The sequence below is a fragment of the Deinococcus piscis genome, assembly GCF_014653275.1.
GTDB lineage: Bacteria > Deinococcota > Deinococci > Deinococcales > Deinococcaceae > Deinococcus > Deinococcus piscis.
Genome location: NZ_BNAL01000005.1, coordinates 12882 through 31568, shown reverse-complemented (window position 1 = coordinate 31568; position 18687 = coordinate 12882). Strand labels below are relative to the sequence as shown.

Genomic DNA, 18687 nt, shown 5'->3' with positions numbered 1-18687 from the left:
TCCGGTTAGTCCCGCAGCAGCTCCTCAGTCTGCACCACCCGGGCAAACTCACCGTGCAGGCTGGCGAGGTGGGCCTGGTGCAAGGTTTCGGCGTCAAAAGCTCGGCCCTGAGCATCCACCTTGCCAAACGTCGCCGTAGCGTCGCCCACCAGCCAGGTCTGGAAGCCCAGGTTGCCCGCCATGCGGGTGGTCGTGCTGACACAGTGGTCTGTGGTCAGGCCCGCAATAACCAGCCCCGTCAGGCCCTGGTCATGCAGGAGTTCTTCCAGGCCCGTGCCGATAAAGGCACTATTGACCGATTTGGTCAGGACTGTCTCCCCCGGCAGAGGCTGCACCGCCGCCTGAAACGCTGCGCCCGCACTGCCCTTTTTCAGCGGCGAATCGGGCTCATTCGACAGGTGCTGAATATGAATGACCGGCCAGCCCCGCTCGCGCCAGCGGGCCAGCAGCCGCGCCGCCTGAGCTTCGGCCTGGGGGTTGTTGCGCTGGCCCCACTGCACAGAGCGGAAACCCTCCTGAATATCCACGAGGAGCAGGGCCGTGTGCTGGTCAGGCTGAAGAGTCATGGGTCACAATAGACGGGAGATGTCCAGTCCCACAACTGCTCCAACCGCCCTCAGCATTCAGCGACTCAGCAAGCACTATGGGCGGACGGTGGCCGTACAGGATTTCAGCCTGGACGTGGCCGCTGGCGAGACTCTGGCGCTGCTGGGACCGAGCGGCTGCGGCAAAAGCACCGTGCTGCGCTGCGTGGCGGGCCTGGAACGCCCAGACAGCGGTCAGATCATGATGGAGGGCCGGGAAATGACGGGCCTGCCCCCCGAAGCGCGGGATATAGGCATGGTGTTTCAGGACTATGCGCTGTTTCCGCACCTCAGTGTGCTGGGCAACGTGGCCTACGGTCCCCGGATGCGCCGCGCCCCCCGCGCCGAGGCCGAGCGCCGCGCCCGTGAAGCGCTGGCCCTAGTGGACCTGTCGGGGCTGGAACATCGCCGCCCCGATCAGCTGAGCGGCGGGCAACAGCAGCGAGTGGCCCTGGCCCGTGCCCTGGCCACCGGCAGCGGGCTACTGCTGCTGGACGAGCCGCTGAGCAACCTAGACGAAAAACTGCGCCACGAATTGCGCGGCGAGTTGAAATCGCTGCTGGCCCAGACCCGCTCAGCCGCGCTGCTGGTCACCCACGACCAGCGCGAAGCCCTGGCGGTGGCTGGGCGTGTGGGGGTGATGCGGGCCGGACAGCTTGTGCAGGTGGGCCCCGGGCCAGACCTGTTTGCCCGGCCTGCAACGGCCTGGGTGGCGGCTTTTCTGGGACATGCCAACATCTTCAAAGGACCGAATGGAACCGCACGGGTGGTGCCCGAACAGGCGGTGCGCCTGGGTGCAGGCGACTCCTACCACATCACCGCACAGGTCCTGACTGACAGCGGCAGCGAGGTGACGGTAGATCATCCGCTGGGACCACTGCGGCTGCACCTCAGCCCGCGTGAACATGGCCTGATAAAAGGTGGGCAGCTCTCGGTGCAGGTGGATGAAGCGGGTGTGCTGCAAGTGCCGGATGACCGGGGACCGGTAGAAGCCCAATCACGGGCAGGCCGATGACGGGCAGCCCTGACCCCAAGACCGCCTTCATCCTGGTGGCAGGCCGCCTGACCCTGCCCGCTGACCTGAGCTGGCTGCCCACACCCGACCTGGTGGTGGCCGCCGATGGAGGAGCCCGGCACGCCCTGGCCCTGGGCCTCCAAGTAGACCGCTGGGTGGGTGACTTCGACTCTTCCAGTGGTACTGAGCTGGACGCGCCGCGTGAGGTTCATCCGGCGGCCAAGGATCAGACCGACGGCGAGCTGGCGGCAGCCCTGGCGCTGGCAGCAGGCTGCACCCGGCTGGTCTTTGTGGGGGCGTTTGGGGGGCGCTTTGATCACACGGCGGCGCTGTTGCTGGGAGCGCTGCGACTGGCCGAAGAAGGGATGGACATCTGGCTGACCAGCGGCAACGAACACGCCCGCCCACTCATTGCGGGCCAAGACCTGAGCCTGAAGCTGGTTCCACACACTGTCCTCAGCGTGGTGGCGGTCAGTGAACTGCGCGGGCTGACCCTGCTCGGCGTGCGCTGGCCGCTGGACTGCGCCGACATTCCCCTTGGCAGCGGCTGGACGCTGAGTAATGAGGCAGCGGGCAACGAGGCGGCAAGCGGCGAAGTACAAGCCCGCTTGGATCAGGGCCGGGCGCTGCTCGTGTGGCACTCCCCAGACGCCGCCACTCGGCGCAGAGGCTGACCTTCTGCGGCGTTTCTCAGTCCGCGGCCCGGTGCCCGCCTGCCAGTCAGCTCCCTCACCTATGTCGAATACTTCAGGGTTTGGCGGGCGTCAGCCTGTCAGAGTAAAGGTGCCCCCCGAGCATGTTTGCCACGCTGCCCCTTTTGCTGCCTTTCCGCCCCTGGAGGTTGTATGACCGTTTCCGCTGCTTCAGCTCAGCCCAGCCCGACCCTGACCCCAGCGCAACTCAGCCGCAACGCCTGGATTGGTGTCCTGCTGGGCATCGGCCTGGTGGCCGCCATCGACGAGATTGGACTGCACCAGCTGCTCGCCTGGCACCACTTCTATGACAAATCGACCCCCAAGGTGGGCCTGTTCAGCGACGGCGTTTTTCACGCTGCGCAGATGATTGCCCTGATCGCAGGGGCCTTTATGACGGCAGACATGCTGCAAGCCCGCGCCTTTTCGGGCCGGATGCTGGCGGCTGGTGTCGTGACCGGCATGGGAGCTTTTCAACTTTGGGACGGCACCATCAACCACAAGGTGCTGGCAATCCACCAGATTCGCTACGGCGTGGAGATTCTGCCCTATGACCTGACCTGGAACGTGGTGGCCCTGGCCCTGCTGCTGACCGGCGTGACGCTGTGGCGGCGCGGCCTGGCTGACCCGGCGGCGCACCAACCGCAGTGATGGGGGCTGGGCACACCAGTCACGGCGTAGGGTCTGGCCCTGGCCTGCCCGACCCCAGCCTGGCCCCGCTTTACCTGCTGGTCTTTATTGGCGGCGTGGTCTACGCGGCCCTGCTCTGGCGGCAGCGGCAGCTGGGACGCGAGTGGCCGCTGGGCCGCAGCCTGATGTTCGCGCTGGGCATTCTCCTCGTGGCTTATGGCCTCAGCCCCGCCCTGATGGCTGCCGGGCACGCCGACCTGCGCGTCCACATGACGCAGCACATGCTGCTGGGCATGTTCGCGCCGCTGGCCCTGGTGCTAGGACAGCCGCTCACCCTGCTGCTGCGGAGCCTGCCGGTGTCAGCAGCCCGCCGACTGACCGGACTGCTGCACGCTGCGCCACTGCGCTGGCTGATGCATCCGCTGGTAGCCCTTACGCTGAATGTGGGCGGGATGTACCTGCTGTACCTCACCCCGCTGTACGCCGCCATGCTGGAGAGCGGGTGGCTGCACCTGCTGGCGCACTTCCACATCATCGCTGCCGGGTTTCTGTACAGCTCTGTGGTCGCCGGGGTAGACCCATCGCCGCTGCGGGCACCTTTTGCCTGGCGGCTGGGCACGCTGCTGGCAGGAGCTGCGCTGCATGCCGTGCTGGGCAAGCTGATGTTCGCGGGGCTGTACCCACGCGGGACTGGGCAAGCGCCCGAAGTGATTGAAGCGGCGGCGCGGCGAATGTATTACTGGGGCGACCTGGCCGAAGCGCTGCTGGCCTGCATGCTGTTCTGGAGCTGGCTGAAGGCCCGCGACCGTGAGCGGATCAAAGCGCAGAGGCAGGCAGCGGCGGCGCTCTAGCTTTCAGCTCACTCCTCCCCCCTATGCTGGGGCCATGCAGGAGACTCTCTTATGATCCGTCAACTGGGGTGCAGCGCCCTGGGCTGCTTCGGTTCTATTGCCGTCACCCTCATCGCGCTGGGCGTGGGCTGGTTCGGATTTGTGCAGCCCGCCATCGGGAATCTGACCGGCCAGCTGGACACCACCCTGAACGGCAGCCCGAGTGCGCCGCAGCCCCGCGCTGGCAGCGCCGAGGACCTTCAGGCTCCGCTCACCCGCGCCGAGCTGGAAAAGTTTGTGCGGATTCGCCGTGAAGTCAGGGCGAGCATGGGCGGCACGTTCCCGCAGCTTCAGCAGATTTACGCGGACATTCAGGCCGGTGAGCCGGTGAACGCCTGGACCGCCGTGCAGGCCGTGCGCGCCCTGGGCACTTCGGTGGCCGACGCCCGCGCCGCGCTGGAACGGGGCCTGGTGGCCGAGAACCTCAGCCGCGAGCGCTACGCCTTTGTCCGGCAAAAGGTGAACCTGGCGCTGGGCCTGCCGCAGGTGGACCTGGCCGGCGTGCTGGGTGAACTGGCACGCTCACAGGGCAGTGGCTCGCTGCCGGACCTGAGCAGCAAAGTCACGGTGGCGACGCCAGAAGAGCGGGCGATGGTGGAGAAGTTTAGCCGTGAACTACAGGTGACGGCTCCGCTGGGCGTGCTGGGGCTGTAGAAGTTCACCAAGCACTCCACCTCCACAGAACCCGTCGTTCTCTCCAAAGGCCGAAGAGAAATGGAAGTGGAAATCAATCCTTTCCTCTTCGGTCCTGAAGGAGAAGAAGTTGATCTGACCGACATCACCTATTTCAGCAGCAACGGTGATTGTGGATATGACCCAACCTGACAACTTTAGGCTTAACAAAAGGGTTCATTTCGATATTTCGTGACAGGTGTCGGGACTACTCCAAGCGGTCACCACCCGATTCGCGCGAAATCGAACACTAGACGAGAGTGGCCGTACCGCACAACATTTTTCGATTTCCAGCGGCACAGGCACTCCGTAATCACGGCACGCTGACCCGACAATTTCGTATGATGTCTGTCATGCGAGAGTACAAAGGAACCCAGCGGGCGGCAGAAAAGCAGGCGGCCCGCGAACGGATTGTCGAAGCGGCCGCCCGCGCCATTCGGCGCAGTGGGTACGGCGGCCCCAGCGTGTCCGAAATCATGAAGGAAGCCGGACTCACCCACGGCACCTTCTACGCCCATTTCCCGTCCAGGGAAGCCCTGCTGGCCGCCGCCGCCGACCGTGCGGGGACAGAAACGGTGGCCTGGTCTAGTCGCGTAGCCGCTTCCGTACCGCCCCAGCAGGCCGCCGCCGCCATGATTCAGAGCTACTTATCTGGCGAGCATCTGAAAGACATCGAACACGGTTGTCCTATCGCCGCTCTGGGGTCAGAAATGCCCCGTCAGGCTCCAGAAGTCCGGCAAGCCGCGACGGCCAGGATCAGGGAGATGATTGAAGTTGTGGCCCACCAGATGCCTGAGCGGACTCAAGCGGAGGCGCGGCAAAAAGCTCTGTCCACCGTCAGCGCGATGGTCGGGTCACTCATCCTGGCGAGGGCAGTTAATGACCCAGCACTTTGCGAGGAAATCCGCGAAGCCGCGCTGGAGGCGTTTACACCAAAGATAAAGTAGTACATATCACCTTTTATTTCGTATGATACTCATAATATAAAATAGCAAAGAGAGGAGATATTGGTAAGCAGGCCACTCCTCCTGCCCAGGAGAACCCCTACTACCATGACCAATCCCCTCCCCATCAACACTTCTTACGCCCTAGCGCCGACCAAGACCCTCAGCGCAGGGGGCGTTGCCTACACTTACCGTGAACTGGGGCCACGGGGCGGCCTTCCCGTCGTCTTTTTTGTCCATCTGGCGGCCACGCTGGACAACTGGGATCCGCGCATTGTCGACGCGATTGCCCGAACTCGCCACGTCATCACCTTCAATCAGCGTGGGGTCGGCTCAGCCAGTGGCGAAGTGCCGGGCAGCATCGAGGCGATGGCCGACGACGCTTACACCTTCATCCAGGCCCTCGGCTTTGAAAAAGTCGACCTTTTCACCTTTTCCATGGGCGGATTCATTGCCCAGGACTTGGTGGTCAAGCACCCCGAGCTGGTGCGGAAGATGGTGCTGACGGGCACGGGGCCACGCGGCGGACGGGACATTGACAAGGTAGTGATGACAACCTACTGGGACATGCTGCGGGCTGGCGCAGGGCGCTGCGACCCGAAGGAATACCTGTTTTTCAATCGTGACGCGGTTGGCCGGGCAGCGGGCCGGGCCTTCATTGGGCGGCTTCAGGAGCGTCAGACTGACCGCGACAAGGCCATGAGTGTCAAAGGGTTCCAAACCCAGCTGAAGGCGATTCAGAGGTACGGACGTTCAGCCCCCGCCGACCTGTCCAAACTCACTCAACCCACCCTGATTGCCAATGGCGACCATGACCGGATGGTGCCCACGGCGCTTTCGCATGACCTCCACCGGCGCATCCGGGGCAGTGAACTCATCATTTACCCCAATTCAGGACACGGCGGCATCTTCCAGTATCACGCGGAGTTTGCCCCCATCGCCGCCGAGTTTCTGGGGCGCTGAGATGAAGAAAAGAACCTTTCTATTCGGCATCGCCGGACTCGCATGGGCCACCCGCCAGCGCTTCACTCTCCGCACCGACACCACCATCGCCGCTTCCCATGAAGAAGTGTGGGCTGTGCTGACCGACACCGCCAGCTATCCCGGGTGGAATCCACTCATCACCGAATTGACGGGCCCATTGCGTCCCGGCGAGCCAATCCGCTTTGTGCTTCAGCCCTCGGCAGGGCAAAGCATCCGGCTCAGGGCCAACGTGATGCAAGCCGAGCCGGGGTTTGAACTGCGCTGGCAGGGCGGCCTGCCCTTACCGGGACTGCTCGACATCGACCATTTTTTCCTGCTCAGCACGACGTACGGAGGCCAAACTGTGCTCCATCACGGCGAGGACTACAAGGGCGCACTCGCTCCCTTGCTGCGTCCCCTCTTGACCCGTCAACTGCTGCCCGCCTTCGAGACATTGAATCAGGCCATCAAGCGCCGCAGCGAACGCACGGCCAGCCCACACGCAGAGGAGCAAGCATGAACAAAGCGTTTTACATCAGCAAATACGGCGGCCCCGAGGTTATGGAGTGGGGCGAGTTCCCACCTGCGCCGCTCGGCCCCAAGGACGTTCGGATTCAGATTCACGCGGCCAGCGTCAACCCGCTGGACTGGCGTATTCGCAGTGGGGCGCTGAAGGTCATCCTGCCCTACACATTCCCGCTGATTCTGGGCAACGACTGCTCCGGCGTGGTCAGCGAGGTGGGCCGCGAGGTCACCCGCTTCAAGGTCGGAGACGCCGTGTATTCCCGCGTGCAGGATGACCGAATCGGCACGTTTGCACAGGAAATCGTGACGGCGGAAGCTGCCGTGGCCCACAAGCCGACCAATCTGACCCACGCTGAAGCCGCTTCCCTGCCGATGGTGCTGCTGACCGCCCATCAAGTCCTGACCGAAGCCGCACCGCTCAGGGCGGGTCAATCGGTGCTGATTCACGGTGGCGCTGGAGCGGTGGGCAGCATGGCGATTCAGGTGGCCCGTCACCTCGGCCTGCGGGTGGCGACCACCGTCAGCGGCAAGGACACCGACTTCGTGAAGGGTCTGGGAGCCGAAACCGTGGTGGATTACCGCACCCAGAAGTTCGAGGACGTGGTGCGCGGCATGGACGCGGTGCTGGACGGCATCGGCATGGAGAACCTGCTGCGGAGTTTCCAGACCGTCAACCCTGGGGCGACGGTGGTCTCTATCTCGGATGGGCCGGATGTACAAACGGCCAAATCACGGGGACTCAGCCCCTTGCTGTGGCCTGTGTTTATGGCACTGTCGGCCAAACCCAACGCCGCGGCCAGAAAAGCGCAGGCCCACTACCGCTACTGGTTCATGCACACCGATGGCGGGAGGCTGGAAAGCCTGACCCCCCTGCTGGAAAATGGCACGCTCAGGCCACACCTAGACCGCATTTTTCCGTTTGAGCAGACCGCGCAGGCCCTGGCTTATGCCGAATCCGGCAAGGCCAAGGGCAAAGTCGTCATCCAGATGCGGGACGAATAGAGAAACTTTTGAGAGTCACCCCTCAGCGCCAGCGAGCCGCGCATCCAGCCCGTACTGGTGCGGCACCCCCAGATGGTCGCGCAGGGTGGTGCCCTCGTAGTCGGTGTGAAACAGACCACGCTCCTGCAAAATCGGAATCACGCCGTCGACGAAGGCGTCTATACCATCCTCGAACACGTCGATAGACACCCAGAAGCCGTCCACCGCGCCTGCCTCGAACCATTCCTGCATGTGGTCGGCGGTCACTTCGGCGGGGCCGACGGGCGTGGGATGGTAGTCGATGACGCCGTGCGCCAAGATTTCCCGAATCGTCCAGCCTTCGCGGGCGACCTTGAGCGCCGTGGCGGAACGGGGGTCGCCCGGGTTGGCCCGCGCCATTTGCAATTCCTGCTCAGTCAATGGCTCTTCCAGGCGACTTTCAGAAAGCCGCAACCCCAGCATTTGCCCCAGGTAAGGGACGCGGGAGGGGAAGATGTCCTGGCCCAGTTGCAAGCGGCGGTCAATCGCCTCACGCTTGGTCGCGCCCAGGGCGGGCATCACGCCAGCGAAGAATTTGATTTCGTCGGGGTCGCGTCCCGCCGCCTGAGCAGCGCGGCGCAGCGCTGTCCGCTGGGCGCGGGCGTCGTCGATGCTGAAGGTCGCGCCGATGACGCCGCTGGCATACTGCCCCGCCACTTGCAGGCCGTAGTCTCCCCCGCCCGCCTGAAAGATGACCGGCTGTCCCTGCTCCGAAGGCGGAATGGGCAGCGGCCCCCGCGTCGCCACATGGCGGCCCTGCAAGTTGACGGGCTGAATCTTAGATGCGTCGGCGTAGCGGCCACTTGCGGGGTCATGAATCCAGGCGTCCTCGCCCCAGCTGCCCCACAGCGACTGTACGAGCTGCACCATTTCATGCAGGCGTTCGTACTTTTCCTGGCGCTGCATGGGCGCTTTGCCGAAGTTGGCCGCGCTGGTGGGGTCGGAAGTCGGCACCACGTTCCAGCCCATCCGTCCGTGGCTCATCACGTCCAGGGTTTTGAACATGCGGGCGAGGTTGTACGGCTCGTTGAAAGTGGTAGACGCCGTAGTCACCAGACCGATGCGCTCAGTCCCACGCGCCACCGCTGCCAGCGTGAGCAGCGGCTCCAGCGTCAGCATGGAAGGGTGGTGGGAAATGTCAGTGTCCAGCCCCAGGAAGTCGGGCAGGAACAGGAAATCGAACTTGCCCCGCTCGGCGGCCTGGGCGTAGCGCACCTGGGCATCAAAGTCGGTGGCTCCACCCCTGGGCACTCCCGGCATCCGCCAGGCGTGCGGCTGTGAGCCGTAGCCGTTGCCGAAGTGCATCCCGAGTATCATCTGCTTATCTGGAGTATCTCTCCGGTTCATGGTAAGATGATACGGAGGAAGTCTCCACTTTGCAAGACAGTCTAAGGAGGAACGACATTGACCACTGAAGCGACGCGTAAGCCCCGGGCTGACGTTCTGCGGAACCGCGCCCTGATTCTGGAAACGGCCCAGCGCCACTTTTTGCAGCATGGGGTGAACACCTCTCTTGACGCCATTGCCAGGGAAGCAAGCATTGGCCCAGGCACGCTCTACCGCCACTTCCCGACTCGGGAGGCTCTGCTGGCCGCCGTGCTACAGACCCGCTCAGAAGAACTCGCTCAGCGCCAGACGGCTGCTGAGCAACTGGAAGCTCCTCTGGAGGCTCTTCAGACCTGGTTGAGTGCCCTGGAGGATTACCTGGGTTCGTTCAGCGGCCTGCCTGAACCGCTGATGGCTGCGGCGCGGGCCAGCGAGTCAGATAACCCGTTGACCCGGCCCTGCACCGAACTGATAGACACCACAGGGCAATTTCTCGGCGCCGCGCAGCAGTCTGGACACGCCCGGTCTGACCTTACAGGCCGTGACCTGTTTCTGGGAGTGGCCGCCGTGGCCTGGGTCAGAGGCGCGGATAGGACGGAAGGCACTTCTCTGGCGGGCCTACGCCGCCTGATGGCCGAGGGCTATCAGCAGCCGACACGGACTACAGGAGAAACAGCATGAACATCGGCATACTTGGAGCAGGCAATATTGGCGGAACCCTGGCACAGAAGCTGGCCGCTCAGGGGCATAGCGTCAAACTAGCAAATTCCAGAGGAGCAGCTTCCCTACGCGACCTCGCCGCCCGCATCGGCGTGACGGCTGCTGACCAGACAGACGCGGTCAAAGATGTAGAGGTCATCATCATCGCGGTGCCACTGGCGAATGTTCCGCAGCTGGCCGAGTTGCTCAGCCATGTCCCCAAAAGTACCGTGCTGATTGATACGACCAACTATTACCCGTTCCGGGATGGTGAGCTGCCGGAACTGGAAGCGGGTCAGCCAGAAAGCCTTTGGGTGAGTGAGCAACTGGGCCGCCCAGTCGTCAAGGCGTGGAATGCGGTGCTGGCCGAGACTTTGCGCAACCGGGGCAAACCTGCTGGAGTAGCAGAACGCATTGCCCTGCCCGTCGCGGGAGATGATGCCGGGGGCAAGCAGATTGCGGCGCAACTCGTACACGACAGCGGTTTCGACGCACTAGACGCTGGCCCTCTGACCGAGTCCTGGCGGCAGCAACCCGGCACGCCAGCCTACTGCACCGAGTTGACGTTGCCACAGCTGCGGACTGCCCTCGCGGCAGCCGACCAGCAGCGTGCCCCGCTCAACCGCGACTCGGCGATGGAACACCTGATGGTGCTGGGCCGTACGCCCACCCACGATGAAATCGTGCAGAACAACCGCGCCGCCTCGGCCTGAAGTGCCGGAGCGGCCCCCAACATCCAGGAGAAAAGACCTATGCCTGTTTCCGTTCCCCTCTCTCTTCTTGACCTTAGCCGCGTGAATAGAGGCGAGTCCGTCGCCGAAGGCATTGCCCGCAGCGTGCGGCTGGCCCAGACTGCTGACGGGCTGGGCTACCACCGCCTATGGTTTGCCGAACACCACAACGCACCCAACATTGCTTCCTCGGCCACCGCACTGGTGATTGGACATGTGGCAGGCCAAACCCAGAATCTGCGTCTGGGAGCTGGCGGCATTATGCTGCCCAACCATTCGCCACTGGTGATTGCCGAGCAGTTCGGCACGCTGGAAACACTGTACCCAGGCCGCATTGACCTGGGACTGGGCCGCGCTCCGGGCACTGACGGCCAGACCATGCGGGCGCTGCGCCGCGACGGGCATGAGGCCGAGCGTTTCCCTTCGGATGTGCTGGAACTGCATGCTTATCTCAGTGATCAGACCCGTGTTGCAGGTGTGAATGCTTATCCAGGGGCAGGAACCCATGTGCCGCTGTACATTCTCGGTTCCTCGCTGTTCGGCGCACAACTGGCGGCACAGTTTGGGTTGCCCTACGCCTTCGCCTCGCACTTTGCTCCTGCGGCGCTCAATGAAGCGGCGCAAATTTACCGCGAGACTTTCGACCCCAGCGGCCCGCTGGCAGGCCCAGCTGCAAAACCCCATTTTATTGCTGCTGCCAATGTGATTGCCGCTGATGATGCCGCAACCGCCCATGAGCAGCGCCGCCGCGCCGAGGACGGATGGCTGGACGCTTTCCTGAACCGTGGGAGTCGTCGGCCTTTTAGCCCTGAGGACCTGGTGGCGGTGCGCCAGCACCCCCAGGCACAGCAGATTCTGCGGATGCTTGAACGCACCTTCGTCGGTACGCAGGCTGAAGTGACTGACCGCCTCGCTGCTTTTGTAGAGGAGGTACAGGCGGACGAACTGATTCTGGTCAACCTTGCTCCCAGCGAGGAGCATCAGCGCCGCACGCTGGAATTGCTTGCTCCACACCCTGGTTAATTGAGGTCAACCCAGCGTAGACCGTTCATCCTCCAGCTTATTGATAGCAGCGTAAGTGCACACTGCTAAATTCGTGGGCCTGCACCCCTTGCCGCCGCTGTTCCGTCATCTTTGCGGGGTCTTTGGCCATTGGCCTGAATGCGGAAGAGGTCATTGAGGCGCACATTCGGGAAAATGACGTCCCCAGCCGGCAAGGCACGCAGCAATAGCTCGCTCGGAGTGGACCGGGCAGGCGGCGCAGCAGGCTTACGGCCCAGAGTCACGAACGGAAAGCAGAAAGGCCACCACCGCTAAACGCAGTCATGGCCACAATCTGCCCCGATTCTGATAGAAGACAGCAAGCGACCTCCGCCATTTTGCCTATCAGCCCCTGGCGGAACCCCGCTACCCTGACGCATGGAGACACCGCACTTCATCCGCCCCAGGCCCCTCGTCAGCGGCTCCCGCGTGGCCGCCCTCAGCCTGAGCGCCGGCTTCGTGACCGAGGTGCCGCACCGCTACGCAGCGGGCGTGCGCCAGGCCGCCAAGTCGCTGGGCTGGGCGATCGTGGCCGCGCCGAATGCCTTCCGGGGACCGGAGTACCTGTACGCCAATCCCCAGGCCCGCGCCGACGACCTGCACTGGGCGCTGGAAAATCCCGATATAGACGGCATGGTGAGTGTCATCGGCGGAGACGATTCTATCCGGCTGCTGCCCCTCCTTGACCGTGAGCTGCTCCGGCAGCACCCCAAGGCCTTTATGGGCTACTCCGACGCCACCGTCACGCTGACACAATTCCTGAAAGCAGGCGTGATGGCTTACCACGGTCCCGCCGTGCTGACCGACCTGGCCGAGGACGGCGGAATGCACCCGTTTACCGTGCAAAGCATCCAGCAGGCGTTCGGCGCTGAACCCCTATTCCCTCTCTCCCGCGCCCGAGTGGACCCAAGCCCCGCAAGATTGGCAGGACGAAGCCGCGCAGGGTATAAGGCGCGAGTTCCAACCTGGGGACGGCTGGACCTGGCTGCAACCCGGCAGCAGCGAAGGGCACCTTCTGGGCGGCTGCATTGAGATTCTGGACATGCTCAGCGGCACGCCCGGCGAGTTGCCGCTCCCCCTCTGGCGCGGCGCGGTGATGGCGCTGGAAACCAGCAACGACGTACCTGCCCCTTCACAGGTGGGCTACTGGCTGCGGAACTGGGCTGCCAAAGGCGTCTTGCAGGAGCTAAGCGGACTGATGCTGGCCCGGCCCCGCGACTACACGCCGCAGATAGTGCAGGACCTGCATGGCTGAGTGCGGCGCGTGCTGAAAGAAGCGGGCCGCGAAGACCTGCCGGTGGTCACCAATGTGGACTTCGGGCACACCTCGCCGCAGCTGACGCTTCCGCTGGGGGCACGGGTGCGGCTAGATGGCGGGACAGGCACGGTAACGGTGTGGCCGTGAAGGGTCAGCCAAGGTCGGCGTAGACGGCAGGCGACGCGCCAAAGCCAGGAAACAGGTCCGCCAGATAGTGGTAGTCCTCGACCGGCTGCCCGGCACCGTCCAACAGGCAGACCCGCTCGCCCAAGCTGCTTCCCTCCGGCGGCCTGATGGCGTAGGCCCCGGCCCGCAGCCGCTCCACATACATCCGCACAAACTCGCCCACGCTGGCCGCCAGCACGAAGCGGTGATGCTCGTCCTGGCCCGTCGTTATCACCTGCCCTGTTTGGCCTGCTGGACCGGGTGTTAGGTCCAGTGCTACAAAATTGCCGCCGCTGTCGTGCAGAAAACCCCAGTACCCTGGTGGTGCAAAAGTTTCGCGGATATGGCCCGGCGGGTGCGAAGCGGCGAAGGGAACATCTTCCTCTATCCCCTGCGTAGGCATTCCAGGCTCTGACCATTCCAGCCCGAACAGCGGCGCTTCCGAGCCGCCATGCCAGCTGTACAGCGTCAGAACGTCATCCGGCGCAGCATATCCGGCGCGCAGCAACTGCCCGCGCAGCCTGATCAATTCCGCGCCAGAGAGTGGGGGGAACAGGCCTGCATGGGCCAGCGGCGTGTGCTGCTGCATCCAACTTTCCAGATAAGCGAGGTCATCACTTAGAGTCACGTTTTACCCTCCGGCCACCGAAGCGGCTCCGCCACACCCGCCAGCCCAGCAGCACCGCCAGCGCCCCGGCGTACAGCAGCGGCTCCGCCTTGTCGCCCTTCACACCCCAGTAAAAGTGCAGCGCTCCCAGGGCCGCCGCCGGGTAGACCAACCGGTGTAGCCGCTGCCAGCGCGCAAAACCCAGCCGCCGCACGCTGCCTTTGCCGCTGGTGAGCGCCGCCGGAAGCAGCAGCGCCAGTGCCAGCAGGCCCACCGTAATAAAGGGCCGCTCGGCAATGTCGGCGGGCAGACCGCCCAGTCCGCCCTGGTCCAGCAGATACAGCAGCAGGTGGGCGCAGGCGTACCCGAAGGCCAGCAGCCCCAGCTCGCGGCGAATGCGGGCGGGCCAGGTCCAGCCGGTCCACTGGCGCAGTGGGGTACACAGCAGCGACAAAATAAGAGTCAGCAGGGCCAGCAGGCCAGTTTGCAGCAGCAGGCGCTCCAGCGGATGGGCTCCCAGCGCCCCGGCCCAGGCGTCCAGCGCCATCACAGCCAGCGGTGACAGGCCGCCCAGCCACACTGCTGGCTTCAGCCAGGGGAGCGGCCCGGAGCCTGTAGCGGAGCGTGGGGGCGTCACAGCCGACATTTAAAAGTCCCTCCGCAAATCCTGGCCCGTGTACAGACCGGACACCTCGTCCGCGTAGCCGTTGAACATCAAGGTTTCGCGGCGCTCTGCCAACAGGCCGCCAGTGCCGTCCAGCCGCCGCTCACTGGCCTGCGACCAGCGCGGGTGGTCCACCTGCGGGTTCACGTTGGCATAAAAACCGTACTCGCGGGGTGCGGCCACACTCCAGGTGGTGGCTGGCTGCTCGCGGGTCAGCGTGATGTGCGTGACGCTCTTGGCCGACTTGAAGCCGTATTTCCAGGGCACCACCAGCCGCAGGGGCGCACCATTCTGGGCGGGCAGCGCCTCGCCATGCAGCCCCGTTGCCAGCAGGGTGAGTGGGTGGAGGGCTTCGTCCAGCCGCAGACCTTCTACATAGGGCCAGTCCAACGTGCTGGAACGCTGGCCCGGCAGGGCATCCGGCGCAAAGACGGAGGTGAACTGCACATACCGCGCCTGCGAGGTGTAGCCCACTCGCCTGAGAAGTTCGCCCAGCGGCAGCCCGCGCCAGGGCAGCACCATGCTCCAGGCTTCCACGCAGCGCAGGCGGTAGGTCCGCTCCTGCTCGTCCGTCCAGCCCAGCAGCGCGGCGAGGTCGTAGGTGCCGGGCCGCTCCACTTCGCCGCCAAAGGTTACGGTCCAGGGCTCCTGGGCCGCGATATAGCGGCGCAGCAACTCGGCCTGCCGCGCCGGGTCGCCCTTGCCCCAGCCCAGCTCGTAGAAGTTGTTATAAGAGGTCGCCAGGGCGAATGGCGTGACCAGTCCGCCTAGCTCGTCGGTCTGGTGGGGCGGCACTTCTGCGGCCAGGCCAGACGCGGACAGCTCCTGGGCAGGCGCGGCCCGCCGGGTCAGCAAGGTCAGCCCTCCGCCAAACGCCGCCGCCGTGCCAATGAACTGGGCACCGTATTTCAGGAATTCGCGCCGCGTGGAAGACATAGGCGCAGTATTCCCGAACCGCCGGGCGGGGTGCCGGGAGCCGCAGCACCTTTGGGCCGCGCGGTGAAACTCCGGTCACACTCCTGTCATGGTTTGGTTGCATAATGCAATCAATGAACTCCACCCCCCCCGCCCTGCAGTTTCTGATGAGCCTGTGGGATGTCTGGCAGGGCCTGACCCGCGCTGGCGAAGGCCTGCTGCGTGAGCGCCACAGCCTCAGCCTGCGCGAATTTATCGTGCTGTGTTACGTCCAGGGCGGCACCCAGCAGCCCAGTGCGCTGGCCGAAGCCCTGGGCGTGCCGCGCTACGACATCAGCCGGACGCTGGCGCGGCTGGAAGAGGCCGGATTGCTGACCCGGCAGCCCGACGCCCAAGACGCCCGCCGCACGACCCTGCAACTCACCGCAGCGGGGCAGGCATCGCAGGCGCAGGCCCAGGCCACCGTGCTGGAGTTCGTCGGCCAGTCCATCGCCAGGCTTTCTGCCCAGCCGGACTTGCCGGACATCCTCACTGTCAGCCGCGCCCTGAGTGCCCTGCATCCAACCCCGCCTTCCTCTGTCCCACCTTCAGGAGACCCCGCATGACCACCCCCCCTTCCGGCTGCCCTTTTCACGGGGACACCCCCACCCGCTCCCTCACCCACCGCAGCACCCTGCTGCCCGAGCCCGGCCAGGACATGGTCCAGGGCAGTGACGGCGTCTATCACATCGGTTCTTTTGAACTCTCGCGCCAGATTCTGCGCTCGGACGACGTGGCGCAGGCTGGATTCATGGCCGAGAATGCTGGCAAAGCGGGCGGAGTACTGGGCCGCCCACCGGTGCTGTTTGCTGAGGGCGAACCCCACCACGAAATGCGGCGCTCTACGGCCCGCTATTTCACCCCCAAGCATGTGGCCGAGTACCAGCCGTTTATTGCCCGCCTGGCCGACGACCTGATTGCCGAGCTGTGGCAGCGGGGCGAGATGAATCTGGATGACCTTTCGCTGCGGCTGGCGGTGCAGGTGGCCGCGCAGGTCATCGGCCTGACCGACTCGGCCCTGCCAGGCATGGAGACCCGCATCATGCATTTTGTGGACGGCGGCGGCGACAGCAACCCTGCTGCCCCGCCCATGCCCGCTGCCAAGACCATATTGATGCAGGCCCACACCCTCAATTTCTTCTTTCTGGATGTCAAGCCCGCCATCGCCAAGCGCCGCAAAGCACCCAAGGACGACCTGATTTCATACCTGCTGGAACGCGGCTACAGCGACCTGGAAATCCTGACCGAATGCCTCACCTACGGCACTGCTGGCATGGTCACCACCCGCGAATTCATCTCGTCGGCGGCCTGGCATTTCCTGCAAAACCCCGAGCTGCGCAGCGAATACCTGCATTCGCCTGAGCAAGACCGGACGGCCATCTTGTACGAAATCCTGCGCCTGGAGCCGGTGGTCACCCAGCTGTTTCGCCGGGTACAGAACGACATTGAGGTGGGCGGCGTCAACATTCCCGCTGGCTCGTTGGTGGCGCTGAACGTGCAGCAGGCGAACCTGGACGGGCGCGTGGTCGGCGAGGATGCCGGGGACCTGTGCCCCCACCGTCCACTGCCACGCGGCGTGCAGCCCCCAGTGCTGAGCTTCGGAGACGGGCACCACCGCTGCCCCGGCGCTTTCCTGGCCATCCGTGAGAGCGACGCCTTCCTGCGCCGGTTGCTGATGTGGCGTGACTTGGAACTGAAACGCAGCCCCAACCTGAGCTACAATGAAGTGGTCAAAGGCTACGAGCTGCGTGGGCTGCGGGTCCGTTTCGGCAGCAAAGTTGCAACACCGGCAGCCGCCAACTGAGGGCCAGGCTCAGGCGCATCCCCAGATGACAGGCAGAGGAAACGCAGCCTGTTAGAGCGCTGCGTTTCCTGCTTTAGTCCTTCAGCACGCTCGCTCCGCCCGTGGCGATGACCTCGCGGTACCACTCAAAGGAATCTTTGCGGATGCGGCGCAGGCTGCCCTGCCCGGCGTCGTCACGGTCCACATAAATCAGGCCGTAGCGCTTGCTCATTTGCCCGGTGGACATACTCACGCAGTCGAGGCAGCCCCAGGGCGTAAAGCCCATCACCTCTACCCCGTCCTCGGTCATGGCGGCGTGAATCTGGCGCAGGTGGGCGGCCAGATACTCGCTGCGGTAAGGGTCATGGACGCGCCCGTCGGCGGTCAGTTCGTCGTAGGCCCCCAGCCCGTTTTCCACCACGAAGATGGGCTTGTGGTAGCGGTCATTCAGTTCGTTGAGCGCCAGTCTGAGGCCCAGCGGGTCAATCTGCCAGCCCCAGTCGGACTCGGCCAGGTACGGATTGCGGAAGCCGCCCGCAATGTTGCCGTGCGAGATTTCCCCGCCGTCTTGGTGACTGGCGACCACCGACATGTAGTAACTGATACCGATGTAGTCCACCGTGCCCCGCGCCAGCAGCTCGGCGTCACCTGGCTGAAGGTCAAGCGTCACGCCCTTGCCGCGCAAAAACGCCTCCGCCCAGCTGGGGTAGCGGCCATGCACCTGCACTTCCGGAAACAGCCAGTGGGGGCGCATCATCTGCACCCGCTCCAGCGCGTCCTGCGGGTGGCAGGTCTGGGCATACGTCGTGGGATACAGCATCATCATGCCCACCTGCGACCCCGGCGAATACTGCCGCGCCAGCTCCACTGCCCGCGCCGAGGCCAGCAGCTGATGGTGCGCCGCTTGATAAATCACGGCGTCCCGGTTCTCGCCCTCAGCAAAGCGCAGGCCCGCCGGTACGAACGGGAACAGGGTAATCGCATTGATTTCGTTGAAGGTCAGCCAGTGGTCCACGCGGTCACCCAGCCGGGCCAGTACGCTTTCGCTGTAGCGGGCAAAGAACTCCACCATTCGCCGGTCCCGCCACGAACCGTACCGCTCGACTAGGCCGTAAGGCACTTCATAGTGCGACAGGGTGAGCACCGGGCGGATGTCATGCGCCAGCAGTTCGTCCACGAGGCGGTCATAGAAGTCCAGCCCCGCAGCGTTCGGCTCTGCTTCGTCCCCATTCGGGAAAATGCGGCTCCAGTTCACCGAGGTGCGGAAAGCCCGGAACCCCATCTCAGCAAACAGGGCGATGTCCTCGCGGTAGCGGTGGTAGAAGTCCACCGCTTCATGCGAAGGATAAAAGCGCCCCGGCTGCACCCCGTCGGTGTACTCGCGGGGTACCTCGCGGCTGCCGGCAGTGGCCACATCGGCGGTGCTGGGGCCTTTGCCGTCCTCGTTCCAGGCCCCTTCCACCTGATTGGCCGCCACGGCACCGCCCCACAAAAACCCTTTTGGAAATGAGTTTGTCATGGCCT

General features: G+C 64.4%; 21 protein-coding genes and 1 pseudogene. 16 read left to right on the top strand and 6 right to left on the bottom strand.

Translation table 11 applies throughout. The features are described 5' to 3' along the window. Nucleotides 1-5: 5 nt before the first annotated feature. Entirely contained in the window at nucleotides 6-566 is a 561-nt protein-coding gene (locus tag IE158_RS03210) for a cysteine hydrolase family protein (protein ID WP_189642237.1), read from the bottom strand. Between the two features lie 19 nt (nucleotides 567-585). On the opposite strand from IE158_RS03210, the gene IE158_RS03205 reads away from it, so the two are divergent. From IE158_RS03205 to IE158_RS03165, 9 genes are all read left to right on the top strand, one after another. After that, nucleotides 586-1599: an ABC transporter ATP-binding protein gene (locus tag IE158_RS03205; protein WP_229838863.1), complete on the top strand. Its 1014-nt coding sequence runs from the start codon at nucleotides 586-588 to the stop codon at nucleotides 1597-1599. After that, nucleotides 1596-2273, top strand: coding sequence for a thiamine diphosphokinase (locus tag IE158_RS03200; RefSeq protein ID WP_189642235.1), 678 nt, complete (start codon nucleotides 1596-1598; stop codon nucleotides 2271-2273). Before IE158_RS03205 ends, IE158_RS03200 begins: the two co-directional genes overlap by 4 nt. 171 nt (nucleotides 2274-2444) lie before the next feature. After that, entirely contained in the window at nucleotides 2445-2942 is a 498-nt protein-coding gene (locus IE158_RS03195) for a DUF2243 domain-containing protein (RefSeq protein ID WP_189642234.1), read from the top strand. Continuing rightward, nucleotides 2942-3772 (top strand): cytochrome c oxidase assembly protein, encoded by an 831-nt coding sequence (locus tag IE158_RS03190; protein ID WP_189642233.1) that lies wholly within the window; start codon nucleotides 2942-2944, stop codon nucleotides 3770-3772. Before IE158_RS03195 ends, IE158_RS03190 begins: the two co-directional genes overlap by 1 nt. Nucleotides 3773-3823: 51 nt before the next feature. Beyond that, nucleotides 3824-4465 (top strand): hypothetical protein, encoded by a 642-nt coding sequence (locus IE158_RS03185; protein ID WP_189642232.1) that lies wholly within the window; start codon nucleotides 3824-3826, stop codon nucleotides 4463-4465. Between the two features lie 371 nt (nucleotides 4466-4836). Then, the gene (locus IE158_RS03180; protein ID WP_229838862.1) at nucleotides 4837-5430 is read left to right on the top strand and encodes a TetR/AcrR family transcriptional regulator; all 594 of its coding nucleotides are present in this window, start codon (nucleotides 4837-4839) and stop codon (nucleotides 5428-5430) included. Between the two features lie 105 nt (nucleotides 5431-5535). Next, nucleotides 5536-6390 (top strand): alpha/beta fold hydrolase, encoded by an 855-nt coding sequence (locus IE158_RS03175; RefSeq protein ID WP_189642230.1) that lies wholly within the window; start codon nucleotides 5536-5538, stop codon nucleotides 6388-6390. A gap of 1 nt (nucleotide 6391) precedes the next feature. Beyond that, a complete protein-coding gene (locus IE158_RS03170) occupies nucleotides 6392-6910 on the top strand; it encodes an SRPBCC domain-containing protein (RefSeq protein WP_189642229.1) in 519 nt (172 codons plus the stop codon). After that, the gene (locus IE158_RS03165) at nucleotides 6907-7917 is read left to right on the top strand and encodes an NADP-dependent oxidoreductase (protein WP_189642228.1); all 1011 of its coding nucleotides are present in this window, start codon (nucleotides 6907-6909) and stop codon (nucleotides 7915-7917) included. The genes IE158_RS03170 and IE158_RS03165 overlap by 4 nt, the downstream gene beginning before the upstream one ends. A 15-nt stretch (nucleotides 7918-7932) precedes the next feature. Here the strand turns inward: IE158_RS03165 and IE158_RS03160 are convergent, their stop codons facing one another. Beyond that, nucleotides 7933-9282, bottom strand: coding sequence for an NtaA/DmoA family FMN-dependent monooxygenase (locus IE158_RS03160; RefSeq protein WP_189642227.1), 1350 nt, complete (start codon nucleotides 9280-9282; stop codon nucleotides 7933-7935). Nucleotides 9283-9339: 57 nt separating this feature from the next. On the opposite strand from IE158_RS03160, the gene IE158_RS03155 reads away from it, so the two are divergent. From IE158_RS03155 to IE158_RS13500, 5 genes and pseudogenes are all read left to right on the top strand, one after another. Then, complete coding sequence (locus tag IE158_RS03155; RefSeq protein ID WP_189642226.1) at nucleotides 9340-9942, top strand: TetR/AcrR family transcriptional regulator; 603 nt, start codon at nucleotides 9340-9342, stop codon at nucleotides 9940-9942. Next, the gene (locus IE158_RS03150; RefSeq protein WP_189642225.1) at nucleotides 9939-10673 is read left to right on the top strand and encodes an NADPH-dependent F420 reductase; all 735 of its coding nucleotides are present in this window, start codon (nucleotides 9939-9941) and stop codon (nucleotides 10671-10673) included. The genes IE158_RS03155 and IE158_RS03150 overlap by 4 nt, the downstream gene beginning before the upstream one ends. Nucleotides 10674-10712: 39 nt before the next feature. Further along, the gene (locus IE158_RS03145; RefSeq protein WP_189642224.1) at nucleotides 10713-11714 is read left to right on the top strand and encodes an LLM class flavin-dependent oxidoreductase; all 1002 of its coding nucleotides are present in this window, start codon (nucleotides 10713-10715) and stop codon (nucleotides 11712-11714) included. A 396-nt stretch (nucleotides 11715-12110) separates the two neighbouring features. Continuing rightward, nucleotides 12111-12764 carry an LD-carboxypeptidase gene (locus IE158_RS13505; RefSeq protein WP_229838861.1) on the top strand — a complete coding sequence of 218 codons (654 nt, stop codon included), beginning with the start codon at nucleotides 12111-12113 and terminating at the stop codon, nucleotides 12762-12764. Between the two features lie 10 nt (nucleotides 12765-12774). Continuing rightward, nucleotides 12775-13137, top strand: a pseudogene (locus tag IE158_RS13500) (hypothetical protein). 4 nt (nucleotides 13138-13141) lie between these two features. On the opposite strand, the gene IE158_RS03135 reads toward IE158_RS13500, so the two are convergent. From IE158_RS03135 to msrP, 3 genes are read right to left on the bottom strand one after another with little or no spacing between them, the layout of a single operon-like run. Further along, nucleotides 13142-13783, bottom strand: a complete 642-nt coding sequence (locus IE158_RS03135) for an SMI1/KNR4 family protein (protein WP_189642223.1) — start codon at nucleotides 13781-13783, stop codon at nucleotides 13142-13144. After that, the gene (gene msrQ / locus IE158_RS03130; RefSeq protein ID WP_189642222.1) at nucleotides 13770-14408 is read right to left on the bottom strand and encodes a protein-methionine-sulfoxide reductase heme-binding subunit MsrQ; all 639 of its coding nucleotides are present in this window, start codon (nucleotides 14406-14408) and stop codon (nucleotides 13770-13772) included. Before msrQ ends, IE158_RS03135 begins: the two co-directional genes overlap by 14 nt. Then, nucleotides 14409-15362: a protein-methionine-sulfoxide reductase catalytic subunit MsrP gene (msrP, locus tag IE158_RS03125; protein ID WP_189642221.1), complete on the bottom strand. Its 954-nt coding sequence runs from the start codon at nucleotides 15360-15362 to the stop codon at nucleotides 14409-14411. A gap of 113 nt (nucleotides 15363-15475) precedes the next feature. On the opposite strand from msrP, the gene IE158_RS03120 reads away from it, so the two are divergent. Further along, complete coding sequence (locus IE158_RS03120) at nucleotides 15476-15946, top strand: MarR family winged helix-turn-helix transcriptional regulator (protein ID WP_189642220.1); 471 nt, start codon at nucleotides 15476-15478, stop codon at nucleotides 15944-15946. Next, nucleotides 15943-17184, top strand: coding sequence for a cytochrome P450 (locus tag IE158_RS03115; protein ID WP_189642219.1), 1242 nt, complete (start codon nucleotides 15943-15945; stop codon nucleotides 17182-17184). The genes IE158_RS03120 and IE158_RS03115 overlap by 4 nt, the downstream gene beginning before the upstream one ends. 73 nt (nucleotides 17185-17257) lie before the next feature. Here IE158_RS03115 and IE158_RS03110 read toward each other — a convergent pair whose 3' ends face one another. Continuing rightward, nucleotides 17258-18682: a glycoside hydrolase family 1 protein gene (locus tag IE158_RS03110; RefSeq protein ID WP_189642218.1), complete on the bottom strand. Its 1425-nt coding sequence runs from the start codon at nucleotides 18680-18682 to the stop codon at nucleotides 17258-17260. Nucleotides 18683-18687: the final 5 nt, after the last annotated feature.

Bases quoted from the DNA above. Each gene is read 5' to 3' on its own strand.
- IE158_RS03160 (WP_189642227.1), bottom strand. From the start codon at position 9,282: ATGAACCGGAGAGATACTCCAGATAAGCAGATGATACTCGGGATGCAC.
- IE158_RS03120 (WP_189642220.1), top strand. From the start codon at position 15,476: ATGAACTCCACCCCCCCCGCCCTGCAGTTTCTGATGAGCCTGTGGGAT.
- IE158_RS13505 (WP_229838861.1), top strand. From the start codon at position 12,111: ATGGAGACACCGCACTTCATCCGCCCCAGGCCCCTCGTCAGCGGCTCC.
- IE158_RS03200 (WP_189642235.1), top strand. From the start codon at position 1,596: ATGACGGGCAGCCCTGACCCCAAGACCGCCTTCATCCTGGTGGCAGGC.
- IE158_RS03195 (WP_189642234.1), top strand. From the start codon at position 2,445: ATGACCGTTTCCGCTGCTTCAGCTCAGCCCAGCCCGACCCTGACCCCA.
- IE158_RS03115 (WP_189642219.1), top strand. From the start codon at position 15,943: ATGACCACCCCCCCTTCCGGCTGCCCTTTTCACGGGGACACCCCCACC.
- msrP (WP_189642221.1), bottom strand. From the start codon at position 15,362: ATGTCTTCCACGCGGCGCGAATTCCTGAAATACGGTGCCCAGTTCATT.
- IE158_RS03180 (WP_229838862.1), top strand. From the start codon at position 4,837: ATGCGAGAGTACAAAGGAACCCAGCGGGCGGCAGAAAAGCAGGCGGCC.
- IE158_RS03145 (WP_189642224.1), top strand. From the start codon at position 10,713: ATGCCTGTTTCCGTTCCCCTCTCTCTTCTTGACCTTAGCCGCGTGAAT.
- IE158_RS03185 (WP_189642232.1), top strand. From the start codon at position 3,824: ATGATCCGTCAACTGGGGTGCAGCGCCCTGGGCTGCTTCGGTTCTATT.
- IE158_RS03110 (WP_189642218.1), bottom strand. From the start codon at position 18,682: ATGACAAACTCATTTCCAAAAGGGTTTTTGTGGGGCGGTGCCGTGGCG.
- IE158_RS03165 (WP_189642228.1), top strand. From the start codon at position 6,907: ATGAACAAAGCGTTTTACATCAGCAAATACGGCGGCCCCGAGGTTATG.
- IE158_RS03170 (WP_189642229.1), top strand. From the start codon at position 6,392: ATGAAGAAAAGAACCTTTCTATTCGGCATCGCCGGACTCGCATGGGCC.
- IE158_RS03150 (WP_189642225.1), top strand. From the start codon at position 9,939: ATGAACATCGGCATACTTGGAGCAGGCAATATTGGCGGAACCCTGGCA.
- IE158_RS03210 (WP_189642237.1), bottom strand. From the start codon at position 566: ATGACTCTTCAGCCTGACCAGCACACGGCCCTGCTCCTCGTGGATATT.
- IE158_RS03175 (WP_189642230.1), top strand. From the start codon at position 5,536: ATGACCAATCCCCTCCCCATCAACACTTCTTACGCCCTAGCGCCGACC.
- IE158_RS03205 (WP_229838863.1), top strand. From the start codon at position 586: ATGTCCAGTCCCACAACTGCTCCAACCGCCCTCAGCATTCAGCGACTC.
- IE158_RS03190 (WP_189642233.1), top strand. From the start codon at position 2,942: ATGGGGGCTGGGCACACCAGTCACGGCGTAGGGTCTGGCCCTGGCCTG.
- msrQ (WP_189642222.1), bottom strand. From the start codon at position 14,408: ATGTCGGCTGTGACGCCCCCACGCTCCGCTACAGGCTCCGGGCCGCTC.